We start from the raw sequence: 419 nt of genomic DNA on the forward strand, positions 1-419 counted from the left end.
TTGGTGCTTATCCGCTCGATAGAGTTTGAAATCACGTTCGAAACCATATTTATCGGTTCGCCTACTATACCGATAAAAGCTAAAGCGAACTCCTAAATGATCGATGTAGTAATCATCTTCGGCATTATACTGCCAATTTTGTGATTTAGTTGGATCGTTTTTAAATTTATGTTTCTGTTCCTTTTGATAAGTTGTGTATGGAATAACAGGCTGCTTTTCAAACTGATCAAGAATCATTGTGTAATTGTACTCACTACCATAACCGGCATCGGCAACGATATGCTTAAAGAAATCTAAAGCATGAAACTGGGTAAGGAATGGCACTAAGGTCCTGGTGTCAGTTGGTTTTGAAAAGAGCTCGTAATCAAGGACAAATTGCTTATGTGTAGCGATTTGCAGGTTATAGCCGGGCTTTAACT

1 protein-coding gene is annotated in these 419 nt (G+C 38.2%); it reads right to left on the reverse strand.

All coding sequences use genetic code 11. From position 1 onward, the window contains the following. The coding region (locus CP366_RS10425; protein ID WP_143469316.1) for a transposase at positions 1-419 on the reverse strand (419 nt) is incomplete at both ends.

This window comes from Lactobacillus sp. UMNPBX15, assembly GCF_002553785.1.
Lineage (GTDB): Bacteria > Bacillota > Bacilli > Lactobacillales > Lactobacillaceae > Lactobacillus > Lactobacillus crispatus.